Source organism: Mesorhizobium sp. M4A.F.Ca.ET.020.02.1.1 (genome assembly GCF_004022645.1).
Lineage (GTDB): Bacteria > Pseudomonadota > Alphaproteobacteria > Rhizobiales > Rhizobiaceae > Mesorhizobium.
Window position 1 is genome coordinate 1 of record NZ_RZOI01000446.1, and the last position, 5139, is coordinate 5139.

The 5139-nt window shown below is 63.1% G+C and carries 4 protein-coding genes and 1 pseudogene; 2 read left to right on the forward strand and 3 right to left on the reverse strand.

Annotated elements, in window-relative coordinates; all coding sequences use genetic code 11:
* From EN742_RS23625 to EN742_RS23635, 3 genes are all read right to left on the reverse strand, one after another.
* The coding region (locus EN742_RS23625; RefSeq protein ID WP_148670212.1) for an ATP-binding cassette domain-containing protein at positions 1 to 668 on the reverse strand (668 nt) is incomplete at its 3' end.
* Positions 669 to 752: 84 nt separating this feature from the next.
* Complete coding sequence (rhaS, locus tag EN742_RS23630; protein ID WP_126056558.1) at positions 753 to 1748, reverse strand: rhamnose ABC transporter substrate-binding protein; 996 nt, start codon at positions 1746 to 1748, stop codon at positions 753 to 755.
* A 48-nt stretch (positions 1749 to 1796) separates the two neighbouring features.
* Positions 1797 to 2606, reverse strand: coding sequence for a DeoR/GlpR family DNA-binding transcription regulator (locus EN742_RS23635; RefSeq protein WP_127405642.1), 810 nt, complete (start codon positions 2604 to 2606; stop codon positions 1797 to 1799).
* Between the two features lie 185 nt (positions 2607 to 2791).
* On the opposite strand from EN742_RS23635, the gene EN742_RS23640 reads away from it, so the two are divergent.
* Positions 2792 to 4894 (forward strand): bifunctional rhamnulose-1-phosphate aldolase/short-chain dehydrogenase, encoded by a 2103-nt coding sequence (locus EN742_RS23640; RefSeq protein WP_128333346.1) that lies wholly within the window; start codon positions 2792 to 2794, stop codon positions 4892 to 4894.
* A gap of 91 nt (positions 4895 to 4985) precedes the next feature.
* A pseudogene (locus tag EN742_RS39555) lies at positions 4986 to 5139 on the forward strand (sugar isomerase); the annotation flags it as partial.

Below are 5139 nucleotides of genomic sequence, written 5' to 3' on the forward strand. Positions count from 1 at the left end.
AACTTGTGGCTGATGAACAGCACCGCCTTGCCTTCGCTCTTCAGGAATTCGATCAGCAGGAAAAGCTCCTCGATCTCCTTCATCGAGAGCGCGGCGGTCGGCTCGTCCATGATGACGATGCGCGCATCGATCGACATGGCGCGCGCCACGGCGACCAAGTGCTTGTTGGCGATGCCGAGGTCCCTCAGCCGCGCGTCGGCGTCGATATGGCCGGCGCGCATGGTCTCCAGCACCTCGCGTGCATTCTTGCGCATGGTGCGCCAGTCGATGGTGCCGAAGCGGGTGCGCGGCGCGTGGCCGAGAAAGATGTTTTCGGCGACCGAAAGGTCGTCGAACAGCACGGTTTCCTGATGGATGGCGGTGATGCCGTGGCCGAAGGCGGCATGCGCGCTGTGCAGCGTTGTGGCCTCGCCGTCGATGCCGATTTCGCCGGCGTCGGGCTGGTAGATGCCGGTCATGATCTTGACCAGCGTCGACTTGCCGGCGCCGTTCTCGCCGATCAGCGCCGTCACCTGGCCCGGATAGAGCGACAGGCTGACATTGTGAAGCGCGCGGACACCGGGGAAACTTTTCGAAATGCCGGAGAGCGTCAGGCGCGGGGCGGCAGGCTGGGCCGGGCCCGAAAGCGGCCGTTCCGTCTCCACTTTGTGCTGGGCTGTCGTATCCATATCCGTATCAGGCCCTGAGAGAAGGTCCGTTTGAAGATGCGGCGGGACAATTGTCCCGCCGCACGAGCTGGAAGTCGACCAGGATCAATAGATCTTGGAGAACTTCTCGATGTTGGTCTTGTCGAACTGGAAGGGCGGAGCCATCGCAGCCGAGTTGGTGTCGTCGAGCGTCACCTTGCCGACGCGGCCGATCGACAGCGTTGCGCCGGGCTTGGCCTCTTCCTTCTTCACTGCCAGGTCATGGGCGAGGTAGATGGCCGAGTAGCCGAGGTCGATCGGGTTCCACAGCGCGACCGCCTGGCTGGCGCCGTTGTCGATGAACTTCTTGAACTCGGACGGCAGCGCCAGACCGGTGACGTTGACCTTGCCGATCAGGTTCGCGTCGGTGACGACCTGGGCGGCGGCGACCACGCCGACGGTGGTCGGCGCGATGATTGCCTTGAGGTTCGGATAGGACTTCAGCAGGCCTTTGGCTTCGTCCGTGCTCTTGGCCGAGTCGTCATCGCCATAGACGGTGGCGACGAGCTTGATCTTCGGGAACTTCTCCGGCAGCACCTTCTTCGCCGCCTCGATCCAGGCATTCTGATTGGTCGCGGTCGACGATGCGGAGAGGATGGCGACGTCGCCGCCTTCCGGCAGGTAGTCGGCGGCGAGCTTGATGATGGTCTCGCCGATCAGGCCGGTGTCCGACGGGTTGAGGTGCAGTTGGCGGCCTTCCTTGGCAACGCCGGAGTCCCACGAGATCACGGTGATGCCGCGATCCATCGCCTTCTTCAGCACCGGCACCAGCGCGTCGGCGTCATTGGCCGAAACCGCGATCGCATTGACCTTCTGCGCGATCAGCGAGTTGATCACCTCGATCTGCGCCTCGGCGGTCGCCTTGGTCGGGCCGGTGTAGATCACCTCGACATCGCCCAGTTCCTTGGCCGCTTCCTCGGCGCCCTTGTTGGCGGCGTCGAAGAAGCCGTTGCCGAGTGATTTCACCACCAGCGCGATCTTGACGTTCTCTGCATAGGCGGCATTCACGAACATGGCGGCGGAAAAGGCCGCCGTGACCAGCAGTTTCTTCAAAAAGCTCATCGAATATCCTCCCTTGAGCGTTGCATTTCCATCGCCGCTGCGGGCCGCTCAGGCCTGCAGTGAAGATTCTTCCTTCTCGGTGGCCGCCTTGCGGGCGACGATCAGCGTTACCCCGGCGGTTTCGAGCATCTTGGCCTCGCGGTCCTCGATGCCGTCGTCGGTGATCACGGTGGCGATGCGCGTCAGCCCGCACAGGATCAGGCTGGAGCGCATGCGGAACTTCGAGGAATCGACCAGCACCACCAGTTCGTCGGCCTGGTCGATCAGCTTCTGCTCGGCCTGGATCAGCAGCGGGTCGCCTTCCATCAGCCCGAGCGGCCCCAGCCCCTGCGCGCCCATGAACATGCGTCGCGCGTAGAAATTGCGCGTCACGTCATTGTCGAAGGGCGACAGGATGATGTTCTGCTCGCGGTAGATCGTGCCCCCTGACAGCATCACCGTATTCTTCGAGTGCTTGAGCAGGTGTTCGGCGATTGGGAAGGAATTGGTGAAGATCGGCATGCGGCGGCCGGTCAGGAAATGCACCATCTGGAAAGTGGTGGTACCGCCATTGATGATGATCGGCTCGCCGTCCTTGCAGAGATCGACGGCTTCCCGCGCGATCGCCCGCTTCTGCGCGGCGTTCAGCGTCTCGTTGACCGAGAAGGGGCGGCCGGCAAGGCCGATGAACTGCGGCGGCGAGATCGCCTCGGCGCCGCCGCGCACCCGGCGCAGGCGCTTCTGCACATGCAGGGCCGCGATGTCGCGCCGGATCGTCGCCTCGGAGGAGTCTGTCAAGTCGACCATCTCCTGCACCGTCACCACAGGCTTTTCCTGGACGGCGGACAGAATGATCCTGTGGCGCTCTTTTTCGTGCATGGTTCCTCCCTGCCTGAGCATCTAGGCACTCAAAACGAGCAGTGTCAATCATTTCCGATCATATATTTTCATTGTGCAGTGCAATATGATCGATATTGATCGTTTGTGATTGACAAGAGGGCGTCTTGCGTAGACATTCCCCGCGAAAAGGACCGCACCCTTTTGCGTCCCAAGGGAGGATATCTATGCTCGACAAGCGCTCCGGCTCGCGCCTCGCCAATCTGTGGGACGATGCGAAGGCCAAAGGATTGAGCGACCCGGAGTTGCTGGTCTATCGCTCCAACACGCTCGGCTCCGACAAGCGCGTCACCAACTATGGCGGCGGCAACACCTCGTCAAAGGTCTGGCAGAAGGACCCGCTGACCGGCGAGGACGTCGAGGTTCTGTGGGTCAAGGGCTCGGGCGGCGACAGCGCCTCGATCAAGCTCGACGGCTTTGCCACGCTCTACATGGACAAATTGCGTGCGCTGAAAGGTCTCTATCGCGGCCTCGCGCATGAGGACGAGATGGTCGGCTACCTGCCGCACTGCACCTTCAACCTCAATCCGCGCGCGGCCTCGATCGACACGCCGCTGCATGCCTTCGTGCCGAGGCCTTGCGTCGACCACATGCATCCCGACGCCATCATCGCCATTGCCGCGGCGAAGGATTCCAAGACGCTGACGAAGGAGATCTTTGGCGATGCCATCGGCTGGCTGCCCTGGAAGCGGCCGGGCTTCGAGCTCGGCCTGTGGCTGGAGAAATTCTGCCTGGAGAACCCCGAGGCGAAGGGCGTCATCCTCGAAAGCCACGGCCTGTTCAGCTGGGGCGACACACCGAAGGAATGCTACGAGACGACGATCTCGGTCATCAACCAGGCGATCGAGTGGTTCGAGCGCCGGTCTGAAGGCGTGGCCATCTTCGGCGGCGAGGCGGTGAAGTCGCTCGACGCGCCTGCGCGCCGCGCGATTGCCGCGAAGCTGATGCCGAGGATCCGCGGCCTGATCTCGGAGAAGAGCCACAAGCTCGGCCATTTCGACGACCAGCCTGCCGTGCTCGAATTCGTCAATTCGAGGGATTTGCGGCCGCTGGCAGCACTGGGCACCTCATGCCCTGACCATTTCCTGCGCACCAAGATCCGGCCGCTGGTGATCGAATTCGACCCGGCGAAACCTGACGTCGACGCCGTCATTGCGCGTCTTGCCGACGACATCGCCGAATATCGTGTCGGCTACCAGGCCTATTACGACAGTTGCAAGCATGTGGACTCACCCGCCATTCGCGATCCCAATGCCGTGGTCTATCTGATGCCGGGCGTCGGCATGTTCACCTTCGCCGGCGACAAGGCGACCGCGCGCATCTCCGGCGAATTCTATGTGAACGCCATCAACGTCATGCGCGGCGCCTCGACCGTCTCGTCCTATGTCGGCCTGCCGGCGCAGGAGGCCTTCGACATCGAATACTGGCTGCTCGAGGAAGCCAAGCTGCAGCGTCTGCCGAAGCCGAAGGCGCTGGCCGGCCAGATCGCGCTGGTTACAGGCGGCGCCGGCGGCATCGGCCGCGCCACCGCCAACCGGCTGCTGCGCGAAGGCGCCTGCGTGGTGCTGGCCGACATCGACGAGGCGGCGCTCGCCAGCGCCAATGACGAACTGTCGCAAGCCTATGGCAAGGATTTCGTCCGGCCGGTGGTGATCAACGTCACCTCGGAGGACCAGGTCGTCGCGGGCTTCGCCGAAACGGCGGTCGAGTTCGGTGGCGTCGACATCCTTGTCTCGAATGCCGGCCTTGCCTCCTCGGCGCCGATCGAGGAGACGACGCTGGCGCTGTGGAACAAGAACATGGACATATTGTCCACCGGCTATTTCCTCGTCTCGCGCGAGGCGTTCCGGCTGTTCCGTGCCCAGAAGATCGGCGGCAACGTCGTCTTCGTCGCCTCCAAGAACGGGCTTGCCGCCTCGCCCAACGCCGCCGCCTATTGCACGGCCAAGGCGGCCGAGATCCATCTCGCGCGCTGCCTCGCCCTTGAGGGCGCGGAGGCGCAGATCAGGGTCAACGTCGTCAATCCGGACGCCGTGCTGCGCGGCTCCAAGATCTGGAGCGGCGAATGGAAGGAACAGCGCGCCGCTGCCTACAAGATGTCGACCGACGATCTCGAGGAGCACTACCGCTCGCGCTCGATGCTGAAGCGCTCGGTCTTCCCGGAGGACATCGCCGAGGCGATCTACTTCTTCGCCTCCGACATGTCGGCGAAGTCGACCGGCAACATCATCAATGTCGACGCGGGCAACGCGCAAAGCTTTACGCGCTAGGCAACTTCCTTCTCCCCGTTCACGGGGAGAAGGTGCCGGCAGGCGGATGAGGGGCAGCGCCAGCCGAACGTAGTCTTGGGAGGAATAGCAGTTGTCCGAAACCATTATCTCAGCCGACCTCGTCGCCAGCCAAAACGCTGCGCGCAAGAGCGACCTCGAACGCGACTACGCCTCGCTCGGCGAACGCCTCGACCGGCGCGGCATCGCCATTGACGCTATCCGCGACAAGGTGGAGAAATTCGCAG

What these genes read in the sequence shown, in the direction of transcription:
- EN742_RS23640 (WP_128333346.1), top strand. Translation starts at nt 2,792, where the DNA reads ATGCTCGACAAGCGCTCCGGCTCGCGCCTCGCCAATCTGTGGGACGAT.
- EN742_RS23635 (WP_127405642.1), bottom strand. Translation starts at nt 2,606, where the DNA reads ATGCACGAAAAAGAGCGCCACAGGATCATTCTGTCCGCCGTCCAGGAA.
- rhaS (WP_126056558.1), bottom strand. Translation starts at nt 1,748, where the DNA reads ATGAGCTTTTTGAAGAAACTGCTGGTCACGGCGGCCTTTTCCGCCGCC.